Source organism: Serratia sp. M24T3 (assembly GCF_000257645.1).
GTDB lineage: Bacteria > Pseudomonadota > Gammaproteobacteria > Enterobacterales > Enterobacteriaceae > Rouxiella.
Genome location: NZ_AJHJ01000019.1, coordinates 24,220 through 45,673, shown reverse-complemented (window position 1 = coordinate 45,673; position 21,454 = coordinate 24,220). Strand labels below are relative to the sequence as shown.

The following is a 21,454-nucleotide window of genomic DNA, read 5'->3' as shown; positions in this document are numbered from 1 at the left end:
GAAAAGTTATGTAAACCGCAGCTAAAGCTCAAAAATACGCAGTCGTTTGACTATGCTTAATGTTCAGCCGCAGCAAATGCTGAATAACGCACCTCAATTCATGTTCGGAGAGTTAACCTTTTTCTGTGTCTCCGAGCAGCAAAACAAGGAGCAATTCATGCCTTATCAAACTATCAATCCTTTCAACAACAAGCTCATCAAAGAATATCAAACTCATAATGATCAGCAGGTTGAACAGGCTTTGGAAACGGCTCACCAGTTGTATAAATCCACATGGGCTCAGGGCGATATCCAGCCTCGTCTGCAAGTCTTGCATAAACTGTCGCAGATTATTTCCTCGCGAGTTGAAGAACTGGCTCAAGGTATCAGTACCGAAATGGGTAAACTGATCGAGCAAAGCCGTGCCGAGGTTCAACTGACTGCCGACATTGCCAAATACTATGCGGAAAACGCCGAAGAGTTTCTGAAACCCGTGCCGTACAAATCTAGCCTGGGTGAAGCGTGGGTCGAAAATTCACCGATAGGGGTGATTATGGCGGTTGAACCCTGGAACTTCCCGTTCTATCAGTTGATCCGCGTACTGGCACCTAATCTCGCAGCGGGTAACAGTGTATTGGTCAAGCACGCCAGCATCGTCCCTCATAGCGCAGAAACCTTTGAGAAACTGATTATTGAAGCAGGCGCGCCAAAAGGGGCTTATACCAACCTGTTTATCTCTTCCGATCAGGTATCAGAAATCATTGATGACGACCGCGTACAGGGTGTGGCTTTGACCGGTTCTGAAAAAGCCGGTGCTGCTGTGGCATCAAGAGCAGCAGGCAAGCTTAAAAAATCCACGCTCGAGTTGGGCGGTAACGATATTTTCGCCGTGTTGGAAGATGCCGATATCGACCTGGCGGCCAAAGTGGGTGCGCAAGCGCGCGTTGCCAACGCGGGCCAGGTTTGTACCGCGGCGAAACGCTTTATCGTCAATGAAAAAGTGGCGGATGAATTTCTCAGAAAGTTCACCCAGCATTTAAGTGAGCTGAAAATTGGCGACCCGTTGGATAGCAAAACTACGCTGGGTCCGCTTTCTTCTGCTGACGCGCTGAAGACCCTGACCAAGCAGGTGAAAGAGGCGGTTAAACACGGTGCCAAGCTGCATCTTGGTGGCGAGCCTATCGGCAACAATCCGGGTAATTTCTATCCTGCGACCATTTTGACCGGCATCACTCGTGATAATCCGGCATATTTCGAAGAGTTTTTCGGACCGGTCGCGCAGTTCTACGTGGTTAAAAATGATGAGGAGTTGGTGAAACTGGCCAACGATTCACACTACGGCCTGGGGGGTGCCCTGTTTACTCGTGACTTAAAACGCGCGCGCAAACTGGCAACGCAGATTGAAACCGGGATGGTTTATGTCAACTCGCTGACTAACACCGCCCCCGAGCTTCCGTTTGGTGGAGTTAAACGTTCAGGTTTTGGCCGCGAGCTTTCCGATCTGGGTATTAAAGAATTTGTGAACCAAAAATTGGTCGTACTGGCCGAAAAATCTTAATATTTATCTGATTAACTCCCCCTCGGTCGGGGAGTTCCGGGGGAGTGAAAGACTGCATTTTTTAGTAACTCCCCCATCCAAAATCCCTTTTATCAGCAGCATCTCTTTTATAAAATTCTAATCCTGCTCACCGCGAAACAACTCCATTTTTGGGCGCTTTGTTTCCTCGGATTTGTATAAATCAATCTCTTTGCCAACAATATATTTTGCCCGCAGCATCGATGATATTTTATCCATGGCCATCACGATAACCACCAGAATCAGTGTGATGAACATCACTACGTCCCAGTTCCACAGGCGCATATTCTCGGCATACACCAGGCCTACCCCACCCGCGCCGACAAATCCCAGCACCGCCGCAGAACGGGTATTAGATTCAATCTGATACAACGACAACGCCAAAAAGGTGGGAAAAGATTGAGTAAAAATCCCAAAACGATGAGTTTGCAATGGATTGGCCCCCAGCGCGCGTAATCCTCGACTTGGAGATCGCTCAACCGCTTCATGCCCTTCGGCAAACAGCTTACCCAGTAAACCCAAGTCCTGCATGATAATAGCCAGCACACCCGCCAGCGGCCCCATGCCTACCGCACGAACAAAAATCAAGCCCCATATAGCCATGTCCAGCCCGCGAAGAACATCCATAATACGGCGAATTATCAGTGAGATAGGTCGTAACACTGGAGTCGACATCACATTGCGAGCCGCCAGGAAAGACAGTGGCAGTGCCAAAAATGAGGCGGTGACAGTGCCGGCAAATACAATTGCCAAGGTGATAGCGATTTGCGTGAAGTAATACATCAGTGGCCACTGGGAGAAGTTCTGCCAGACAAACATCCGCAAGAAGTATTGGCCAATATCTGCACAGCCTCGAGCAAACTGTGGCAAGGCAATGCCGTAAAAGTGGAAGAAAAACAGGTAATAAAGCACGATAGCGGCAACTGCAATCGCCAGAGAACGCAGATAACGCCGCTGGGCAGCAAAAAGATGCGGATGTTGCTGTTTCATGCTTTCCACCGCTGCGGTATTCAACGAACCTGTCAGCATCAGAATGTTCCTTCTACGACGCGCTTGCGCAGTTTGCCGGAGGCGTAATCCATAATCGACACCACCAGAATAATCAGCAATAAGGTCATGCTAACCTGATCGTACCGGTCCAGCTTGATTGAGGTCATCAGTTCCTGCCCTATTCCACCGGCCCCGACCAGACCAAGGATAGTTGACTGGCGGAAGTTGATTTCAAGACGCATAAAGCTGTAAGAGAGAAATATTGGCTGCACCTGTGGCCAAAGCGCATAGCGCATTCTTTGCAAACGGCCCGCACCGCAGGCTTTTAAACCACGCACCGGTTTGTCTGAAGCAGTTTCAATCGATTCATAAAACAGTTTAGTCAGACTGCCAACAGTGTGCAGAGTCAGGGCAATAAAACCGGGAATCGCACCAATCCCAAACGCCATTACACACATCACCGCCCAGGCAAGCTCTGGCATGGTACGCAAGAAAGCAACAAAGGTTCGCACGCTAAATTTAAGCCATTTTGGCGAATCCGTATTGTTAGCGGCGATAAATGCCAGTACCACGGATAATAAGGTCGACAGAATTGTCGAAGAAAAAGCCAGCTGGATGGTTTCCCAAATCAGCGGTAACTGAATATTAAGGCGATAGCCCCAGTAAGCAAAAGAGCCTTTAGTATGACCATCGGCAAACAGAACGTCCCAGTGTAATGTCGGCACAGTCTGACCGATATAGTCGAAGAAATGCGGCGCGTTGACAATAATAGTTTTTAGATTGAGTTCAGAAATACTCCCCGCCCATAAATAAAGGACCAACATCAAGCCAGACCATATCAGCGCCTCACGTTTTTGCTTGCTGCGTATTTGCTGGTAATAATGGTGAAATTCTGTATTCAAAATAAGGCTTCCACAAGTTAATGGCGGAGAAAGTTATTATCAGTGCTTAAGTTAATCTTATTAGGACGTGAGAAGATAAGTTATTGCCTATATCCCATGGATTACAGGTAGCCAGAAGGCGGCGACTAAACAAGTCCCCGGTAACTACATTAAATAAGTGACCGGGGCGAATAAAGCAGCCAACACCTTAGCGGCTTAAAGATAAAGGATATTAGCGACTACCTTGAGTAAGCTCTCTTTTCATATCGATGATCTGTTGATAATCAGCGATACTCGCAGGGCCAATGTGCTGGTTGCCACCCACGGCTTTGACAAAGCAGGCGTGATCTTCTTTATCCAGCTTATTGATAGCCGCCACGACTTTAGCTTTAAAATCGGCGGGTAAAGAGTTGCTGACCAGAATTGGACCGTTCGGGATCAATGGTGACTCCCAAATGATGCGGATTTGCTTCATCAGGTCTGGATGGTCCATGCGCATCATGCGGCCAAAAGCACCCGAGGTATAACCCGTTGACGGATCGCCAATCATTGATGACCAGGCGACTGCACCGGCAAACTGACCATTCAGCACGCCAAGAATATCTTGCTCGTGGCCGCCAGAGAACGTGGTACTTGAGAAGAAATGGTTGTACTGATCGTCAGTCGTGCCGCCAAACATTTTCTTGAAGGCGGCATTCGGGATAAGGTAACCCGACGTTGAATCCGGATCGGCAAAGCCAAATGCGGTGCCTTTAAGGTCTTCAACTTTTTTATACTTACTGTCAGCTTTAACCAGCACTACCGAGTGGTAACCGCGTGACTGGTCGGTATCATCGACCAGAATACCTTCAATGCTCACCGCTTTTGGATTATTCAAATAAACCGAGGCATAAGAAGAAGGTGACATGCTTAATACCATATCGACTTTCCCACCCAGCAGCCCTTGAATAACTCCAGAGTAGTCAGACGAATTACGTAATTTGGTATCGACATTCAGCTCTTTATCAAAGAACTGCTTTACACACATATTATCGCCGATTTGCTGTGTGGCATTCTGGCCACCAAGAATCCCCAGATTTAATTCTTTTGGTGCATCTGCGGCCATACTATTCATTGCTGCCATTGACCCTGCAACAAATACCGCCAGACGTAATAGCTTCTTCATTTATTATTAACCTTTTATAGTTGGGTGAATTATGCGTTTACCGCTTCACTTTCTTCGCCATAGAGTTTGTGTAAAATAGAATCGGTTAGATAATCTGGATGTCCGTCATAAATAATTTCGCCGTGGGCAATACCAATCACTCGGGTACAGAAATCTTTTACTAGCTCAACCGAGTGCAAATTCACCATCACGGCAATGTTATCTTCGCTAACTTTTTTCAGAGCATTCATAATTCGCTGAGTATTTTTCGGATCCAGCGAGGCAACCGGCTCATCGGCCAGTAAAATTCTCGGGTTTTGCATCAACGCACGGCAGATAGCCACGCGCTGCATCTGTCCACCCGACAGATTCTCGGCGCGTTGCAGAGCGTGCGGCAGCATGTTGAGCCATTCGAGCAAAGAAATGGCGCGAGCACGATCTTCGTCATCAAACTGGTTAAAAAAAGACTTCAGGGTTGATGTCTGGCTCAGACGACCCAGAAGCACGTTAGTTAAAACGTCTAGACGAGGTACCAGACAGAAATCCTGAAAAATCATGCCACAACCAGCCCGCCAACGCCGCAGGGCCTTGCCGGTCAAACCTGCCAGCTCTTGTTTGTCTCCGCCGTCATAATGGCAAACAACACTGCCCTCACTCAGAGGAATGGTTCCATTAAGCACGTGTAATAAAGTTGATTTACCCGCGCCCGAGCGACCAATTACCGCAACAAATTCGCCGGCATGCAGTTCGAAATTAATATCATTAAGTACGCGCGTCCCGGATTTGTAGGACTTAACCAGACCTTTCACGTCTAACACTTTATTCTGATGCTGTGGCTGGGCCTGAGGATATTCAGCCTGTGCCAGCTTAAGTTGAGCTTGCGCCATTATGCTGTCTCCGGTTGCTTACAGATTCTGTCGTCCATTAAGCGCGACTTCTGTGACAGATTAATGATGTTTTGATGGCTGAAAGATGACCTTCAAATATTGATATCGGGCATGCTTACTGCCTAATGTAGAAACAACGCCTATGATTAATGGCAGATAACGGCCTGAGTGCCGACAATAGTGCCGACAATAATGACAGGGAGGCAGAATGAAATTTCAGCAACAGTCAACGCCAGCCGATAACAGCGCATTTCTGGAAAAACTCAAGTCGATTGTAGGTAATCGCCATGTCCTGACCTCGGAAAGTCAAACCGAACGCTACCGTAAAGGATTCCGTTCTGGTGGTGGAAAAGCATTGGCCGTGGTATTTCCGCAAACGTTGCTGCAACAATGGCAATTACTGCAGGCCTGCGTCGAGGCCGATAAAATCGTTATTATGCAGGCAGCCAATACTGGGCTGACTGAAGGCTCGACACCCAGCGGGGAGGGTTATGACCGTGACATCGTTATTTTCAGCACCCTTAAGCTAAATGGTATTCAGCTAATTAATGAGGGCAAGCAGATAATCGGTTTCCCGGGCAGTACTTTATATGAGCTGGAAAAACGTCTGAAACCGTTGGGACGAGAACCGCATTCCGTGATTGGCTCCTCGTGCATTGGCGCATCGGTAGTTGGCGGAGTCTGTAATAACTCTGGCGGTTCGCTGATAAAACGTGGTCCGGCCTACACTGAAATGGCGCTCTACGCGCAAATAAACCTGCAGGGCAATCTCGAGCTTATTAATCATCTAGGTATTCACCTTGGCAATTCTCCACAGGAGATCCTGACTCGTCTTGAGAATGCAGAATATGCAGAGGCTGATATCGAATACGGTGAGTTGAAGGCCTCTGACCATGAATATGCCGAGAGGGTGCGCGACGTTGATGCCGATACCCCCTCGCGCTTTAATGCTGACCATCGCCGCTTGTATGAGGCTTCGGGCTGCGCAGGAAAACGCGCGATCTTTGCCGTCAGGCTAGATACCTTCGAGGCGGAAGCACAGCAGCAGGTTTTCTATATCGGAACCGACAATACTGCAGTATTGACCGATTTGCGCCGCAGTATTCTTTCTGAATTCAATAACCTGCCGGTTGCCGGTGAATATATGCATCGCGATATCTTTGATATCACCGAGGTTTACGGGAAAGACACTTTTATCATGATCGATAAACTCGGCACCGATAAAATGCCGGACATGTTCACGGCTAAAGGAAAGTTTGACGCTAAAGCCAATAAAGTGCCGTTTTTGCCGTCAAACTTTAGCGATCGCGTGATGCAGTGCCTGAGCCGGGCCTTGCCCAATCATCTGCCGCCGCGAATGAAAAAATACCGTGATCGCTATGAACACCACCTGTTGTTGAAAATGTCTGGTGCGGGTATCGAAGAAGCACAAAACTTTTTGACCCACTTTTTTGCCGACCGCGACGGCGACTTTTTTGTCTGTAGTGCAGACGAAGGCAAGAAAGCATTTCTGCATCGCTTTGCGGCGGCAGGAGCAGCGGTTCGTTATCACGCGGTTCATGATAAAGAGGTAGAGGATATTCTGGCGCTGGATATTGCCCTGCGCCGCAACGATCGCGACTGGTTTGAGGTTCTTCCGCCAGAGATTGACCAGCAACTGGTGGCAAAACTCTATTACGGGCATTTTATGTGTCACGTTTTCCATCAGGATTATATTGTCAAGAAAGGTGCAGACAGCAAGGCTCTGAAGCACAAAATGCTGGAAATCCTTGATGCCAAAGGGGCCGAGTATCCGGCAGAACACAATGTCGGCCATCTTTATATGGCCAAACCGCATCTGCGAGAGTTTTATCAGCAGGCCGATCCCACCAACAGTTTTAATCCTGGAATTGGTAAAACCAGCAAGCTAAAAGATTGGCAGGGCTAAATCGCAGGATAAAAAAATCCCCGACTGGCGTGTACCGGACGGGGATTTATAGAGCTTCAGTTAATGCGTTAATAATTTGTCCTCATTTAGAAAAGCCGTGAACCATATCCCCACATGATAACCGTCAGTGCCAGTAGAAACTCTAGCACCAGAACCCCCATAGCCAGCGTTGAGCTGGAGAACAGGAAGCCTTCGCGATGGTCAATTTCCAGAAAGTTGGGGATCCCGAGATACAGCAGATAACCGCTGTAACACAGGCCTATCAGCCCGACAAACAGGCACAGCCAGACCAGTGGATACAACGCGACGAGTCCGCTGAGAAACATCGGTGTTGCCACATAGCCCGCGAACACAATACAGCTGTTCAGACTGGGCCGACTTTCGTACCTACGCGCCATCCAATAGATGATTCGGCCCATTAGCGCTACGGCACAAAGGATTAATACATAAAAAGCTACGGCGATAGAAGCTGATGTGAGCAAGGAGATTTGCATATTTTGCCCATCACCTAAATTCCATCCGATCTGCGTTGTGCCTATAAATGAACACACCACGGGAATGGCTGCCATCAGCAGGACATGATGAGAATAGACGTGCGAAACCGTTTCATGTTCACGTTGAATGCGTTGCAGTTCGGGACCTGGATGAGACATTAGTCCCCAGACATGATTTACCATGATACACCCCCTTGCCGGCTGCCAGTCGCCTACAGCGGCCCGTTTAAATCCTTTCGCTCTGTAAATTCTCACTTGCGACAGAGATAAAAAGGTGGCGACCTTATAAACAAGTATAGCCTGTCATGGTATAGGTGCGAGCTATGGGAAAAATGTTTTCTAAAAGTGAAAGCTGAGTGGGAAAATACTAATCATTTAGGCGGTTTACGCCAAGTCAGACAAAAAAACCGCATGACTCAACATCAATTAATGGCTTGCCCGTTCAAACTCCAAACTCCAACTAAGCTTAATGAGTTATTTTACTAATTTTATACTTAATCTATTTATAAAGCAGATTAAAAATTTTGGAAGCTTGGCTTCAAGCCATGAGGCTGACACTTTTCTAATTATTAAAACATCAAGACCAAAATTTATCTAAGATAATTGACTTATGGAGCAAAAAAACTAGACGAGTCATTAAGGTTGATGAACTACTTAAATCGATAATTATATTTATGGAATTCAAAAACATCTTTTAACTTGAATGAAGGATTTTTATTTTTTTAAATCCTATTTTTTAACCTCAAAATTAAAATATATAAAAAATAACATTAATTAAAAATAAACTTATGATTTTGTTGATATTTTTTATGGGTGTATTTTAAAAAGGCTGATACACTTCGTGCGGGTGCTCAGAATCGATCAGGTCTGAGCATGTTTTATTAACTATTCTAATAACGGATTATCTGTTGCAAGAATGGATGAGTTTGTAAAGACCAGAAAGAGAAGAGCCCCGATTAATTATTAGTTAATTCGGGGCGCCATCTTTTACACCGAAGAACGTAAAGGTAGCGCCTTTTTTACTTAAAAACAAGTAGAAGGAGGCACTAATGCCTTATAAACCTATAGCAGCTGTTCTGATAGTTATCGCAATTTGTACTTCATGGATATTGCACGCGGCAATAACCGAGAAATCGCTTTGTGAAATAAGTATCAAGAATGGATTGTGGGAGGTTGCGGCATTATTATCTTGCGATACTATGAGATAATGCGACTCAACGGCGGGGGTTCGCTCCCGTCTGTTGAACGTTGTTGGCGTAGATTCTTAAGCACCCGTTTTTTTCAATAAAAAAGGCTCCCTCGGGAGCCTTTCCATTATGTTCCAGCGTTTACTTAGTTGCTGGATTTTGCAGTGCTGCATCACCTTTAAGCAGTTTGCGCGCGTCCGCCGCCTGCTCTGCAGTAACCAATGGAGCCGCGTTGCCCCAGCTATTACGCACGTAGGTGCTGACATCCGCCGCCTGCTGGTCGGTCAGCTTCCAGCCAAACTCAGGCATTGCTGCGCTGGTTGGGTTGCTGTCCGTTGCTGCGCCCTGCGCGCCAACCATAATAACGTGCAACACGTTGGTTGGAGCTTCGGCCTGCAATGCGTTATTTCCCTTCAGTGCTGGCACCATGTTGCGCACGCCTTCACCGTTAGACTGGTGGCAGGCCGCGCAGTTGCTCAGGTAGATGTCTTTACCTCGCGCCATTACGTCCTGAGTGTTAACCAGCGTCTGGGTCTCGTCTTTGCTGCCCGGCAAGCTCTTCAGATAAACCGCAATTGCCGTCAGATCCTGCTTGTTCAGGTGTTGTAGAGAGTTGTGTACCGCTTCAGCCATTGGGCCAGCTGCCACAGTTTTGTCGTTAGCACCGGTTTTCAGGTAATCTACCAACTCATCGTTACTCCACGCGCCAACGCCCTGACGGGTATTACCGGTGATTTCCGGAGCCAGCCAGCCTTCGAGCTGCGACCCTTGCAGGTGAACACCAAAGTTATCAGCGCCCAGCAGGTTTTTAGCGGTGTGACACGAAGTACAGTGACCCAGTCCTTCAACCAGATATGCGCCGCGATTCCACTGATCCGACTGTTTAGGATCGGCTTTGAACGGTGCGTTATCCAGGAACAGCAGGTTCCAGCCAAACATCATCAGGCGGATGTTATACGGGAATGGCAGGTCGGTTTTAGGACCGTCGTAATGCACCGCAGGCACGCTATCCAGATAGGCTTTCAGATCTTTCAGATCGGCATCGCTTACCTGGGTATAAACGTTGTAAGGCATCGCCGGATACAGATTCTCTCCGTGAACGCCCTTACCTTTTCGCACTGCATCCATAAACTGCTGATCGGTCCAGCCACCAATCCCGGTATCTTTATCCGGAGTAATATTGGTTGCATAAATCACACCAAACGGCGTGCTCAGCCCCAATCCACCAGCGAACGGTTTGCCGCCCGGTGCCGTATGACAGGCCACACAGTCACCGGCCTGCGCCAGATACTTACCGCGTTCGATAGCCGTTTGACCCGTCATGCCGGTAGAAACCGGTGCCTGGAAAGAGTAAGTCTGATGGGCGTTGTGCCAGGTTTTATAACCGACAAATCCCAGTCCAACCACAGCAACAACGCCAACTACCGAAGCTATCGTCTTCTTAACGCCCATGCTTACACCCTCACCAATGGACCAGGAGATTTCAGATACTGAGTCTTGATAGCCTCAGCCGCCCACAGGGTCAGTGCGCCAACGGTACCGGTCGGATTGTAACCGCCGTTGTTGGCAAATGCCGATGCGCCACATACGAAGACATTGTGCACATCCCAGCTTTGCAGATAACGGTTAACCGCGCTGGTTTTCGGATCATCGCCCATACATGCACCGCCGGTTGTGTGCGATGACAGGTTATCCATCGGCGAGAATGGTGCAGCGGTAGGTTCTTGACGAACCACGGTTTTAGCGCCCATTGCGTGACCGATTTCAACTGAACGGTCGGCCATGAATTTACCGGAACGCTTGTCGTTTTCAATCCAGTCAAAGGTCACACGCAGCAGAGGCTGGCCGTGACGGTCTTTATATTCTGGATCCAGATCGAGGAACACGTCGCGATGTGGATAGCTGTTGCCCATCACATAAACAGAGTTGTAGTTCTGGTAGCTGTCTTTGGCTGCCTGCTTCCACTTGGAACCCCACTTTGGGGTGCCCGGAGGGACAGCGCCTGACAAGGTGATTGGACGACCGTTGGTGGAGTGAACCAGTGCCACGCCGCCGCCGATGAAATCGTGGTTGGTGTGGTCAAAGTTATCACTGTTGTAATCATCAACCGCCTGCGCCAAAGCGCCCGCGCCGATGAATGGGTTAAGATTTTCGTTTTCGAAGAATACGCCAGCACCCGAAATCGTTTGATAGGCGTAGTTACGGCCTACCACACCTTCACCGGTTGCATGGTTGTAAGGTTGGCCAATGCCGGAAAGCAACATCAGGCGGACGTTATCGAATTGATAAGCCGAGATAACCACGATATCTGCCGGTTGTTCCCATTCTACGCCGTCGCTGCCGATAAAGGTTACGCCGGTCGCGGTTTTACCGTCTGCCGCTTTGTTAACGCGCAGTACTTCAGAATCAGTGATCACCGAGAAGTTTGGACGCTGCATTACCGCAGGCAAGATACAGGCATTTGGGCTGCTCTTGGACCAGTTACCACAGCCGAAGAATTCGCAATAACCGCAGTAGGTGCACGGCGCCATGTTGATGCCCAGCGTATTGGTATACGCGCCAGAAGTGTTGCCGGCCGGCACTGCAAATGGGTGCAGGCCCATCTCGCGGGTCGCCTTGTCGAAAATCATCGACAGCTGAGTACGCTTCAGTGCAGGCAGGGGATAATCACGGCTGCGCGGACCTTCGAAGACGTTACCACCGTCGATTTTCTCGCCTTTGATATTACCGGCTTTGCCTGAAGTACCGGCAAAACGTTCGAATTTGTCATAGAACGGTTCGAGATCGTTATAGGTGACGCCCCAGTCCTGCACCTGCATGCCTTCCAGGAACTTGTGCTTACCGTAACGTTCTACAGTATTGGAATAGGTCTGGAAGTCGTTCGGCAGGAAGCGCCAGGTCATGGCATTCCAGTGCGTACCCGCACCGCCAACGTTCATACCGAACTGATAAGTATTGAACTCACGCAGCGGCAATGCTTGTTGAATCGGGTTATTACGGAAGGTCATGGTTTCGACAGCGGTCGGCTGCAAAATTGCACGACGGCTGATGAAACGGAGTTCGTCGGTATCGATAGTGGTTGGGAAATCGGTGCTGGTATCGCGCCAGGAGCCACGCTCAATTGCGACAACGTTTAAACCAGCCTGTGTCAGTTCGTTAGCCATCAACGAACCTGCCCAACCGAGACCGACGATAACCGCGTCGACCTTCTCTCTTACTTTGCTCATAAATTCTCTCCAGGTGAATCTAATGCCCGCTCGATGACCGGCTTTTTATGATTTTTTGTAGTTACTGACCATGCTCACAGGGATGATGTGCAGGTCTTCACCACGACGGTCGATCACGTCTCGGAAGTCATATTGCGCACCCGGGAAGCCAAGCATTTTCCAGCTCGCCATATCTTTGTTGCCGCCATAAATCGGGTCGGCAAAGAAGCCTTCACGCATGTTCTGGATCAGCTGGGCAAAGAAGAATTTGCCGTTGACACCAGCCAGAGGAACGTCACCGGTTTCTATTTTGCTGAGTAAATCATCCTGCTGCTCTGCGGTCAGCTCACTGAATGTTTTGCCGCTGTAACGTGCTTTGGAAGCTTCATTGATTGATGCCAGACCCAGGCGATAACGTTCTGAAGGGACGTCTTTATACTGTGGGCCCGCCTGCGGTAAACCATCCTCAACAAAACGGCCAAGGCGATAAACGCTAACCGCGCTGCCGTAATCACCGGCTAACTGGCGGTCAAGAAACACCGCACATCCAGCCTCTTTACCGCCAATGCTCAGCTCATCTGCAGGAATTATGCGATCGGCGATAGCTTCTATCGTCGTGACCTCCAGCGGATTGAAGAACAACCAGCCACCGGCAACAACCGGCTTAGGTGGCCTGACGGCATGGACAACCCATGGCATTCCGCCTGAGATGATTTTTGCTTTGACTTTCAGGGCTGTGCTGACTAACAACACACCGAGGGAAGTCAGAAAATGTCTGCGTTTCACGATATTTCTCCTGGTTACGCACATTACATGACGAGTAAATGCCGGGACCTAAAAAAGGGCCCGAAAAATGTGAAAAAGATTATACGGAGATGTTAGCTGAAAGTAATCAATTTCGTACCAAGCGGTACATTAAAAAACACTTTAAATTCAATTAATTAATAACCACGAAAAATGCGCTCATAGTAAATAACATTTATTTACAGCTCGGAAGTGCACAAAACAGGCAATATCGGGGTGTTTAAACGACACTTAAACAAAAGACCTTTATTTTACTGCGTCATTAAACGAACCAAATAATACATCTGACTTGAGCGGTCTTAAACCCCTATAAAAAGGGATAGCATTAACTGACAAAAAAACCACTTCCACGGGGAAAAATCGATTACCTTTGTGAGGCACATTACATTTAATAAAACGACTTTCAGGGAGCGCTCATGAGGATCCATTTACTGCACACCGCCGAAAGCAATATTGCCGTATTTAAAGCTGCGGCAGTCGAACTGAATATTCCTGCACAGTATCTTCGCCATCATGTCAGAGAGGATTTATTGCAGGCTTGCGAGATGGCGGGAGGTTTGACACAAAGTATCCGTCAGCAAACGGTTGAGACTCTCTTGCAGCTTGCCGAAGACGCAGAGGTCGTTTTGTTGACCTGCTCGACGTTAGGCCCGGCGGCGGAAGATGCGGCAAAACAGACGTCGGTGCGTATGCTGCGCGTCGACCGGGCATTGGCTGAAACCGCGCTGGCCGCAGAGGGGCACATTACCGTGCTGTATGCCGTTGAGACGACAAAAGGCCCCACCTTAAAGCTGTTTGCTGACGTTCAGGGCGAGAGAGAGGCTGATATCAGTTTTTCATGGGTCGCCGAGGCCTGGGAGCGTTTCAAACAGGGGAACAGCGCCGGATATTTGCAGCTGATTGCCGCTGCCGCAGACAAGGCTTATCAAAATGGTGCCGAAGTGGTAGTGCTAGCCCAGGCTTCGATGGCAGGAGCGGCGAATCTCACGCAATTTGGGATCCCGTTGACCAGCCCGCTGTGTGGGCTGCGCGCGGCAATGTCACCTGAAACTGCCTGAAGTGATGTCGCGTAAATTTGTGGCTTGAAAGGAATTTTTACAGACAGGAACTATACTTGAGTAATGAATATCATTGAATTAGCGATGCTTATTCTGCGGCGTACCTACTCAAGGAGAAAATATGAAAATCTTTCTATGGATTATTGCCATTATCTTTATCGTTGGTCTGCTGACCATAACGGGCGTATTTAAACTTATCTTCTAACGTTTCCTCTCTGATTACCTCTACCTGATTTTCTCAGATAATATCCACCCGGCGTTGGACTCTGCCGGGTGGATATTTCGACCTGTCTTCTATTAGTCGGTGGCCTGCTCTACTGTGGGCTCAGTGCGGCGCTGGTCTTTCTCTTTGCGATAAACTTTAGCTATTTGCGGCACCGGCACGCTCTTACCCGTTTCCATCCAGGTACGCAGCCTTGAAGCATCGGCAAAAGCGGTAAACTTGCCGAACGCGTCCAATACCACCAGCGTTACCGGCTTACCGTTAATTACGGTACGCATCGCGAGACAATGCCCCGCCTCATCGGTATAACCGGTCTTGGTCACCTGAATATCCCACTTATTATTCATGATCAGATGATTGGTATTGCGAAACGGTAGCGCGTAGGCCGGATGGCTAAACACTGCCGTTTTTTCCTGAGTGGTACTCAGCTCACCGATCAGCGGATACATTCGGGTTGCCATCAGCAGGCGAGTCAAATCACGCGCCGTAGATACGTTATTAATGGAAAGACCGGTCGGCTCAACGTAATGAGTGTGCGTCATCCCCAACGCTTTCGCCTTGGCATTCATCGCACGAATAAACGCGTCGTAGCCACCCGGATAGTGCGCAGCCAGACTGGCCGCGGCACGGTTTTCAGAAGACATTAAAGCCAACTGGATCATCTGGCGGCGAGTAATTTCACTGTTTACTTTGACGCGGGAAAACACGCCGCGCATCTCGGGAGTATTATGGATATCAACCGAGATCACTTCATCGAGCGGCTGCTTGGCATCAAGAGTCACCATCGCCGTCATCAGTTTTGTCAGGGAGGCAATCGGCCTGACCTGATCGGGATCGCGCGAATAAATCACTTCATGGGTTTTGAGATCAACCACCATGGCACTGCCAGAAGCGATTTGAACTAAAGGAGCGACAACCGGCGTCTTGCTGCCAGCCATGGCATCGACAGGCATCATCATGCTTGCATTGAGGGCTAAAAAGCTCAGTACCAAAAGACGGATTTTCACATGCATTGCTCTGTATTTAAAAAAGTTGTCATTAATATAACGGCGAATACTGCTGGCGAATTATAAGGGAGTAAAATGCTCCGCGCACTCGGATTTACTGGGCGCATTTGTGACAAAGTCTGTCACAAGATAGTTATTGCATCAGATGTGCCCTGCGTTTGCGGGTAAGTGAACACTTTCATAGCGACTGCACCAACCTCAACAACGTAGACTCCACACGCAAGTATAAGAAAATCTACTGGCAGGAACAGCCAGAGAGATTGACCGGTTAAATCATCTTGCTCATATTACCAATCATGTTTGCACAATAAAAAGAACAGTAATATGGCGTTATCCCCCCTTCCTCCTTTACATACTCTGGTCGCCTTCGAAGCCACCGTTCGACTGGGAAGTTTTACCCGTGCCGGCGAAGAACTCAACCTGACTCAAAGCGCAGTCAGCAGGCAGATAGCCACACTCGAACAGTCTCTGGGGCGAACCCTGATGCTGCGGCAACACAACGGACTGGTTTTGACCACCGCCGGTGAACGTTATCTGCATCGGGTGCGCTACCTGCTGGAAGAGTGCGCAGACGCCACTGCCAGAGTGATGAAGCACGCTGGAGAGAATGAGATTAATCTCGCCTGCTCATCCGGCATTGCGCAATTTTGGATCCCCGAGCGGCTTAGCGCTTTTCGTCAGGCTTATCCCGATATTCGTTTTAACCTGATTATGCGCGACGGTATTAGCACCCTCTCCAGCTTTGAATTTGACGTTGGAATGTATTACCTCAAGCAAAGCAATATTATTCATTTTGATACTATTCGTCTGTTTGACGAGGAGATATTCCCGGTGTGTTCACCAGAATATCTTGCAGGTAAAGAAGCCTTTTCACCGCAGGAGTTAGCGCAGGAAACCTTGCTGGTTCTTGAAGATGCACAGCGCCAGTGGATTGGCTGGCAGGAATGGCTGGACCTCAACGGATTGCCGCCCATTAACCTAAGCAACACCTTACGCGTTAATCATTACCCTCCGCTGATTGAGCTGGCAATTCAAGGGGTTGGCATTGCGTTGGCCTGGAAACGCATTATCGATCGCCCCTTGAAACAGGGCAGTCTGGTACGCGCCTGTGCTGCATCGGCACAACAGGGCGGCGGATTTTATCTGGTTACGCCGCAGCAACGCCACGAAAACCGCGCCACAAAACTGTTTAAACGTTGGTTGCTGGAATACGAGGGCCTATTACCTTTTCAGCCCCTTAATTCATCACCTGATATGGCGTAAACATTTTATCACCCAACCACGGATAGCGGGTCGGCACGGTCGCCAGTCGTTTTCGCAAATAGCTCGCCGCCTGCCCCTCATCTCCTCTACCACTGTAAACCGCGTAGTCTGGATAGGGGAAAACCGGTCTTGAAGGCGCACCTTCGGCAACGTATTCGAGACGCATATCCCCTTGCAAAGCCTTGGTGACAATTTTGCTTTTCTGCCCCGGCACCGTTTGATAGGAAACCAGCGCATCAGGTGCCTTGCCCTGTTCAACCCATTCAAGCATCGGCGTCAGGAAATCAATCTGGCTAGGCCCAGGCCCGGTGGAGCAATGATATACACCGGGTAGCATATAAAGACGTTCGAATTTATCACGCTCGACTGTGCCCATGGTTTGCCCGATTGCGAGGTGATAGGCCAACGTGTTAAGTGGAGTGATACTTGGGTCGGCCCAGCCGTGCCATAAAATCAGTTTGCCGCCCGCGGCATAAAACGCCTGCAGGCTGGAGTTGCTGGAATCGTACAACGGATGCAGCTTAATCAGCTCGGCCAGCGTCTGCTGATTGAACTTCAAATCTTTCAGCGTAAAACTAGCCGGTGGATTTTTCTCATAATTTAGATATTTCAACGTCGACAGCGCCACCCCCTGACTGTAATTCAGATCGCCAGTTTTCCTCGGCACAAAGAGTCCTGCCCATCCAAGCTCTGAGCCCGGCAATGGGCCGCCCGCCGTCAAGCGCTGACCAGTAACACTATCGCGCGGGCCGCCATAAATTTTGCGCAGCACACTAATTTGCAGTTCCGACAGACAATCTTCCCCGGCAATATTATCCGCGCTGAGATCGGCACAGCTCAATACCGACGGATCAAAATGACAGCTTTGCGGGTCAGCAATCAGGCCGTCTTTTTGACCATCCTGTGCATCACACTGCTGCAAGACTGCCTGGTGAATCAGCGGCAAAAGTTGCGCGGTAATGATGGCATTACCGCTGGCATCGGTATTGGAAACCGCTTCCCAGCCGTGATCCAACGCTTTGTGCACCTGAAAGTTGTTAACCGGCGCACCCGCGATAATCCCGTTGAAATCGTGGGGATAACGTTGTGCCTCGACTAATGCTTCACGCCCCCCGTCAGAACACCCGCTGAAATAAGAGTAAGCCGCTGCTCGTCCATAGTAAGTCGTAATAAGCTGTTTGGTCGCAACGCTGGTGAGATGTACGCTGCGATAGGCAAAGTCGCGTCTTTTTTGCGGATTATTGCCGAAGTTTGCCTCGCCAGTGACGTGGCCCATATCGGTTGCGGCAATGACAAAGCCGCTAGTTTCAAGCGGCCTGCATCCTGCCGCGCCGTCTAGCTGCAGCAATACTCGCCCACACAGCCCGCCGCAGCCCACCTGCAAGTATCTTTGACTCCAGCTGTTAATCGGCAATAAAACGGTGAAATTGATGGTTGGCTTGAGCAAACCTTTAACTTCGCAAAAAATATCGCCTTTAACCACTTCCCTGACTGACATGATTTTGCTACCTGCTCCGCCAATAGCCGAGAGGTCAACATTGGCCAGATCGGCACAGTCGATTACCGGCTTTACGATGGTCATTGCCGGGGCTGCAATCGGTTGAATCGCAGCCAATGCCGCAGGTAATGGATTCCATAAACCGCTTACGGCAATCAGCAACAGCGAAGCAAATGTTGTCAGGTAACGACGGGAGATATAGTTAACGATAGTCACTGCTCGTCTCATGGTTAAATTGCGTCCAGACACCTTTATATCAGCAAAAAATGCTCAAGCGATAATATCAATAACGCATGTTTAATTTTGCCGTGTCTCCTCATTCCTCTGACGCATGGCGGCATGCGCCTTTTTCATTTCATTATTTCAAACAGATAACCGATGCTGCAAAAGCCTGTTCATAGAATAAGCAGGCAATTAAAAAAATAATATTAGCTATTTTTCAGTTATTTAATCACAACCCCAAGATAGGCGAGAGCGCTAAGACTATGACATCCTCAACTAACGCAATCCTTTTTATCAATGCCAATCTGGTCGACGGCAATGCCGATCAGCCTTTAAAAAATCATCAATTGTTGATCCGCGACGGGCGCATTGCTGCGGTCTCGGCAGACACTATCGACGCCACTGACGCAATCGTTATCGATCTGGCGGGCAAGACGCTGATGCCAGGATTAATCGACTGCCACGTGCACGTCGTCGCCAGCAGCGCCAACCTCGGCGTCAATGCCCTTTTGCCTGATTCACTGGTCACTGCTCGTGCCTCAAAACTGATGAACGAAATGCTGATGCGCGGTTTTACCACAGTCCGTGACGTCGGCGGCGCGGACTATGGCCTGAAACAGGCACAGGAAGAGGGACTGATCAACGGCCCGCGTTTGGTGGTCTGCGGCAAAGCACTGTCACAAACCGGCGGGCACACCGACTATCGTGGCCGCTTTGACCGCCGCAATGTTGATTTCTACGCCGACAAACTGGGTGCCCTGGGACGTGTCTGTAACGGCGTCGATGAAGTTCGCAGCGCCGCGCGTGAAGAGATTAAAGGCGGCGCCCAGTTCATCAAGATAATGGCAAACGGTGGCGTCTCGTCGCCTAGCGATCCTATTGAATTTTTGAGCTTCTCAGTGTCTGAGCTAGAGGCCGTCGTTGAAGAAGCCAGCAACGCAAAGACCTATGTCAGCGCCCACCTTTATACCGATGAAGCCATTCGTCGCGCGGTAGATGCCGGGGTGCTTTCACTGGAACACTGCAACTTGATCACACCGGCTACCGCCGCCCACGCAGCGGCGAAAGGCGCGATGGCCTGCCCGACGCTGGTCACTTATGAAATGTTAAAACTTGAAGGCGCGCAGTACGGTTTACAGCCTGACTCGATCGCTAAAATCGACGACGTCCGTCTCGCAGGCCTTGATAGCCTGAAAATCATGTATGAAGCTGGACTGCCAATGGCCTATGGCAGTGATCTGCTGGGTGATATGCACGTGCATCAGTCAGAAGAGTTCGAGATTCGATCTCGGGTACTGCCAACTCAGGAAGTGATCCGCAGCGCAACCAGTCTGGCGGCAAAACTGCTGCGGATGGAGGGTGAAATTGGCTGTCTGGAAGTGGGTGCCAGTGCAGACCTGATTGTGGTCGACGGCTGTCCGCTCAGCGATATCCGTTTACTCAGCGGCCAGGGAAAACATATGCCGCTGATTATTCGTCAGGGTGAAGTGGTTAAAGATAGCGGTTTATTGTCGCGCTAATCTTTTGCAATTAAGGCATCAGGGCAGCTTCGGCTGCCTTGTACAGGCAGTCCCCTCCTACCCGTGAGATCGCCACTATGTCATTGTTACAACGTTTAGACCGCTTACCCTTGAGCGCGCCCCATTATTTCCTGCTGTTTATCGGCGGCCTCGGCTACACCTTTGACGGCATGGATATCGCCATTATCGCCTTTTTAATGCCCGCCGTTCACGCCGTCTGGGGCCTTAGCAGCGCCGAGCTTGGCCTGGTAGGCTCCGCCACGCCAATTGGAGTATTGTTTGGCGCGCTAATGGCTGGATATCTCGGTGACCGCATTGGCCGCAAATCCGTGATGTGCTGGGCTTTGGCCATTTACTGTGTGATGACGATATTTGCCGCCATAGCCCCTAACTATCCGAGCTTCCTGATTGCCCGCGTATTGGCAGGGGTCGGCGTCGGCGCAGAAAGCGTTATTATCGCCCCTTATCTGAGCGAATTTATCCCACCTAAAAAACGCGGCTGGTTTATCGGCGCTTTGGCGGGCTTTTTCTCGTTTGGATTTGTAGGTGCGGCGCTGATTGGTCGCTTTATTGTGCCTTCATTTGATGAAGGTTGGCGCTGGGCGCAGGTCATGACCGCACTGCCGATCCTGATGCTGCTTTGGTGGCGTCGTAGTCTACCGGAATCGCCGCGCTTTCTGCTTAATCGCGGTCGAGTCAAAGAAGCCGAGCAAGTCATTGCCACGCTGGAGAAAAAAGTTGAACGTTCGACCGGGCGACCTCTGCCTGCCATCCCCTTCTCGACGGCAGCCGCCGAGGTTGAAACGCGTAGTGCGCCACTAGGATTCTTACAGTCGGTCGGCATGATGTTTACTGCCTCGATGCGCAAGCAAACTATAGTTATCTGGCTGATCTGGTTTGTGGTGACTTTCTGCTATTACGGATTCTTTGCCTGGATCCCATCACTACTGATTGCCAAAGGCTTCACGATAACCAAGAGTTTTGAATTTTCGATTATCATTTATATCGCACAAATTCCGGGGTATTTCTCGGCGGCATTGCTTTCCGATCGATTGGATCGCAAGCACACCATCGCGCTGTATTTGATAGGCGGTGCGATCAGCGCCTGGTTTCTTAGCCAATCGGCCAGCCATGTGTCGATCATTACATCCGCTGCGGTGTTGTCATTCTTTCTGAATGGCGCCTATGCCGGCTTGTATGCTTACACGCCAGAGAGCTTCCCTACTGCTATTCGCGCAACAGGCTGCGGTTTTGCCAGCGCCTTTGGCCGTATTGGCAGCATCATGGCACCGACTATCATCGGGGTATTTTCGGCCTCGTTGGGTTTTGCAGGCGTATTTACCATGACGACCACGATTTTGCTGGCCGGCGTGTTGATCGTGGTTATCTTTGGCGCAACAACCAAAGGCAAATCACTGGAAAAAATTAACGCAGTTTCAGAAAGCCCAATCGAACCGCAAACTTCCACTCATTAATCTCACCCCTCTTGTTGCAAAATTAGGGCAGTGTAATTTTCACTGCCCTAGCTGTAAATTTCTATTAAAAAAGAAACCAACGCCCTCAGAAAAACACAACGAGTTACACAAAT

General features: G+C 49.5%; 17 protein-coding genes. 7 read left to right on the top strand and 10 right to left on the bottom strand.

The window, feature by feature from the left end; all coding sequences use genetic code 11:
* The first annotated feature begins 157 nt into the window (after window positions 1-157).
* A complete protein-coding gene (locus SPM24T3_RS15080; RefSeq protein ID WP_009637647.1) occupies window positions 158-1,537 on the top strand; it encodes an NAD-dependent succinate-semialdehyde dehydrogenase in 1,380 nt (459 codons plus the stop codon).
* Between the two features lie 117 nt (window positions 1,538-1,654).
* On the opposite strand, the gene phnE (SPM24T3_RS15075) is transcribed toward SPM24T3_RS15080, so the two are convergent.
* The 4 genes from phnE (SPM24T3_RS15075) to phnC all read right to left on the bottom strand — a co-directional run bounded on the left by phnE (SPM24T3_RS15075) (window position 1,655) and on the right by phnC (window position 5,457).
* Complete coding sequence (gene phnE, locus SPM24T3_RS15075; RefSeq protein WP_009637646.1) at window positions 1,655-2,584, bottom strand: phosphonate ABC transporter, permease protein PhnE; 930 nt, start codon at window positions 2,582-2,584, stop codon at window positions 1,655-1,657.
* Complete coding sequence (gene phnE, locus SPM24T3_RS15070) at window positions 2,584-3,447, bottom strand: phosphonate ABC transporter, permease protein PhnE (RefSeq protein WP_009637645.1); 864 nt, start codon at window positions 3,445-3,447, stop codon at window positions 2,584-2,586. Before phnE (SPM24T3_RS15070) ends, phnE (SPM24T3_RS15075) begins: the two co-directional genes overlap by 1 nt.
* A gap of 211 nt (window positions 3,448-3,658) precedes the next feature.
* A complete protein-coding gene (gene phnD / locus SPM24T3_RS15065) occupies window positions 3,659-4,591 on the bottom strand; it encodes a phosphonate ABC transporter substrate-binding protein (RefSeq protein WP_009637644.1) in 933 nt (310 codons plus the stop codon).
* Window positions 4,592-4,620: 29 nt separating this feature from the next.
* A complete protein-coding gene (gene phnC / locus SPM24T3_RS15060; protein ID WP_009637643.1) occupies window positions 4,621-5,457 on the bottom strand; it encodes a phosphonate ABC transporter ATP-binding protein in 837 nt (278 codons plus the stop codon).
* 208 nt (window positions 5,458-5,665) lie between these two features.
* Between phnC and dld the strand changes: the two genes are divergently transcribed.
* Window positions 5,666-7,384, top strand: a complete 1,719-nt coding sequence (gene dld / locus SPM24T3_RS15055; protein ID WP_009637642.1) for a D-lactate dehydrogenase — start codon at window positions 5,666-5,668, stop codon at window positions 7,382-7,384.
* An 86-nt stretch (window positions 7,385-7,470) separates the two neighbouring features.
* Here dld and SPM24T3_RS15050 read toward each other — a convergent pair whose 3' ends face one another.
* Window positions 7,471-8,061 carry a Yip1 family protein gene (locus SPM24T3_RS15050; protein ID WP_009637641.1) on the bottom strand — a complete coding sequence of 197 codons (591 nt, stop codon included), beginning with the start codon at window positions 8,059-8,061 and terminating at the stop codon, window positions 7,471-7,473.
* An 866-nt stretch (window positions 8,062-8,927) separates the two neighbouring features.
* On the opposite strand from SPM24T3_RS15050, the gene SPM24T3_RS26160 reads away from it, so the two are divergent.
* On the top strand, window positions 8,928-9,086 hold the full coding sequence (locus SPM24T3_RS26160; RefSeq protein WP_009637640.1) for a Hok/Gef family protein: 159 nt from the start codon (window positions 8,928-8,930) through the stop codon (window positions 9,084-9,086).
* 120 nt (window positions 9,087-9,206) lie between these two features.
* Here the strand turns inward: SPM24T3_RS26160 and SPM24T3_RS15045 are convergent, their stop codons facing one another.
* The 3 genes from SPM24T3_RS15045 to SPM24T3_RS15035 are packed head-to-tail and all read right to left on the bottom strand — an operon-like array spanning window position 9,207 to window position 13,057.
* The gene (locus SPM24T3_RS15045) at window positions 9,207-10,517 is read right to left on the bottom strand and encodes a cytochrome c (protein ID WP_009637639.1); all 1,311 of its coding nucleotides are present in this window, start codon (window positions 10,515-10,517) and stop codon (window positions 9,207-9,209) included.
* A gap of 2 nt (window positions 10,518-10,519) precedes the next feature.
* Entirely contained in the window at window positions 10,520-12,292 is a 1,773-nt protein-coding gene (locus tag SPM24T3_RS15040; protein WP_009637638.1) for a GMC family oxidoreductase, read from the bottom strand.
* 45 nt (window positions 12,293-12,337) lie between these two features.
* Window positions 12,338-13,057: a gluconate 2-dehydrogenase subunit 3 family protein gene (locus tag SPM24T3_RS15035; RefSeq protein ID WP_009637637.1), complete on the bottom strand. Its 720-nt coding sequence runs from the start codon at window positions 13,055-13,057 to the stop codon at window positions 12,338-12,340.
* A 434-nt stretch (window positions 13,058-13,491) separates the two neighbouring features.
* On the opposite strand from SPM24T3_RS15035, the gene SPM24T3_RS15030 reads away from it, so the two are divergent.
* Window positions 13,492-14,133 carry an aspartate/glutamate racemase family protein gene (locus tag SPM24T3_RS15030; RefSeq protein WP_009637636.1) on the top strand — a complete coding sequence of 214 codons (642 nt, stop codon included), beginning with the start codon at window positions 13,492-13,494 and terminating at the stop codon, window positions 14,131-14,133.
* A gap of 297 nt (window positions 14,134-14,430) precedes the next feature.
* Here SPM24T3_RS15030 and pbpG read toward each other — a convergent pair whose 3' ends face one another.
* The gene (pbpG, locus tag SPM24T3_RS15025) at window positions 14,431-15,369 is read right to left on the bottom strand and encodes a D-alanyl-D-alanine endopeptidase (RefSeq protein ID WP_037378743.1); all 939 of its coding nucleotides are present in this window, start codon (window positions 15,367-15,369) and stop codon (window positions 14,431-14,433) included.
* A 318-nt stretch (window positions 15,370-15,687) separates the two neighbouring features.
* Between pbpG and SPM24T3_RS15020 the strand changes: the two genes are divergently transcribed.
* Entirely contained in the window at window positions 15,688-16,626 is a 939-nt protein-coding gene (locus SPM24T3_RS15020; RefSeq protein ID WP_009637634.1) for a LysR substrate-binding domain-containing protein, read from the top strand.
* Here SPM24T3_RS15020 and SPM24T3_RS15015 read toward each other — a convergent pair.
* Window positions 16,601-18,352: a tannase/feruloyl esterase family alpha/beta hydrolase gene (locus SPM24T3_RS15015; RefSeq protein ID WP_202799597.1), complete on the bottom strand. Its 1,752-nt coding sequence runs from the start codon at window positions 18,350-18,352 to the stop codon at window positions 16,601-16,603. The genes SPM24T3_RS15020 and SPM24T3_RS15015 overlap by 26 nt on opposite strands.
* Window positions 18,353-18,609: 257 nt before the next feature.
* Between SPM24T3_RS15015 and SPM24T3_RS15010 the strand changes: the two genes are divergently transcribed.
* On the top strand, window positions 18,610-19,866 hold the full coding sequence (locus SPM24T3_RS15010) for an amidohydrolase family protein (protein WP_009637632.1): 1,257 nt from the start codon (window positions 18,610-18,612) through the stop codon (window positions 19,864-19,866).
* Between the two features lie 77 nt (window positions 19,867-19,943).
* Window positions 19,944-21,341 (top strand): MFS transporter, encoded by a 1,398-nt coding sequence (locus SPM24T3_RS15005; protein WP_009637631.1) that lies wholly within the window; start codon window positions 19,944-19,946, stop codon window positions 21,339-21,341.
* Window positions 21,342-21,454 lie beyond the last annotated feature (113 nt).

Coding starts and splice junctions, on each gene's coding strand:
- SPM24T3_RS15080 (WP_009637647.1), top strand. CDS start 158: ATGCCTTATCAAACTATCAATCCTTTCAACAACAAGCTCATCAAAGAA.
- phnE (WP_009637646.1), bottom strand. CDS start 2,584: ATGCTGACAGGTTCGTTGAATACCGCAGCGGTGGAAAGCATGAAACAG.
- phnD (WP_009637644.1), bottom strand. CDS start 4,591: ATGAAGAAGCTATTACGTCTGGCGGTATTTGTTGCAGGGTCAATGGCA.
- phnC (WP_009637643.1), bottom strand. CDS start 5,457: ATGGCGCAAGCTCAACTTAAGCTGGCACAGGCTGAATATCCTCAGGCC.
- dld (WP_009637642.1), top strand. CDS start 5,666: ATGAAATTTCAGCAACAGTCAACGCCAGCCGATAACAGCGCATTTCTG.
- SPM24T3_RS15050 (WP_009637641.1), bottom strand. CDS start 8,061: ATGGTAAATCATGTCTGGGGACTAATGTCTCATCCAGGTCCCGAACTG.
- SPM24T3_RS26160 (WP_009637640.1), top strand. CDS start 8,928: ATGCCTTATAAACCTATAGCAGCTGTTCTGATAGTTATCGCAATTTGT.
- SPM24T3_RS15045 (WP_009637639.1), bottom strand. CDS start 10,517: ATGGGCGTTAAGAAGACGATAGCTTCGGTAGTTGGCGTTGTTGCTGTG.
- SPM24T3_RS15040 (WP_009637638.1), bottom strand. CDS start 12,292: ATGAGCAAAGTAAGAGAGAAGGTCGACGCGGTTATCGTCGGTCTCGGT.
- SPM24T3_RS15030 (WP_009637636.1), top strand. CDS start 13,492: ATGAGGATCCATTTACTGCACACCGCCGAAAGCAATATTGCCGTATTT.
- pbpG (WP_037378743.1), bottom strand. CDS start 15,369: ATGCATGTGAAAATCCGTCTTTTGGTACTGAGCTTTTTAGCCCTCAAT.
- SPM24T3_RS15020 (WP_009637634.1), top strand. CDS start 15,688: ATGGCGTTATCCCCCCTTCCTCCTTTACATACTCTGGTCGCCTTCGAA.
- SPM24T3_RS15015 (WP_202799597.1), bottom strand. CDS start 18,352: ATGAGACGAGCAGTGACTATCGTTAACTATATCTCCCGTCGTTACCTG.
- SPM24T3_RS15010 (WP_009637632.1), top strand. CDS start 18,610: ATGACATCCTCAACTAACGCAATCCTTTTTATCAATGCCAATCTGGTC.
- SPM24T3_RS15005 (WP_009637631.1), top strand. CDS start 19,944: ATGTCATTGTTACAACGTTTAGACCGCTTACCCTTGAGCGCGCCCCAT.